This is a genomic window from Columbia Basin potato purple top phytoplasma, from assembly GCF_028595955.1.
Taxonomy (GTDB): domain Bacteria; phylum Bacillota_I; class Bacilli_A; order Acholeplasmatales; family Acholeplasmataceae; genus Phytoplasma.
This window is the reverse complement of record NZ_JANHJP010000031.1, coordinates 1-535: the sequence shown is the minus strand read 5'-3', so window position 1 is coordinate 535 and position 535 is coordinate 1. Positions and strand designations below refer to the sequence as shown.

Sequence of the window (535 nt, the reverse complement as noted above, 5' to 3'; positions counted from 1 at the left end):
TCAAAACAACAAAATAACAAAAAACCAACTAAAAAAGGAGAAAATTATGAATAATCAAAATAATGAAATCACTATTTTTGATGTCGCCAATTATATTATTAAAAAAAATAAGAGTGCCATCACAAATATGAAATTACAAAAATTAACTTATTATACATATGCTAAATATTTAGTTGAAAATAATCAACCAATTTTTAATGAACCAATCGAAGCATGGCTTCACGGGCCTGTTTTTCCTAATTTATATAATGAATTTAAACATTATACCTATAAACCAATTTGTCGCGGAGCTAAAAAAGGAGAAGAAAAACACTTAACAAACGATCATCGTGTTTTAATCGATAGAATAATAGAATTATATGGAAATAAAGCAGCTACTAGTTTATCTAATTTGACGCATCAAGAAGCTCCTTGGCGATCGGCTTGGGATAATAACGAAGATTGGTCTAAAAACGTTATTAAAGATGAAATAATAAAAAATTATTTTACGAAAAATTTCAAGAAGATCGGAAGAACTTTACTATGAAAGAGTGGA

General features: G+C 27.3%; 1 protein-coding gene. It reads left to right on the top strand.

All coding sequences use genetic code 11. The features are described from left to right. On the top strand, window positions 1-526 hold a 526-nt coding region (locus tag M8044_RS02490), incomplete at its 5' end, for a Panacea domain-containing protein (RefSeq protein ID WP_273585468.1). Window positions 527-535 lie beyond the last annotated feature (9 nt).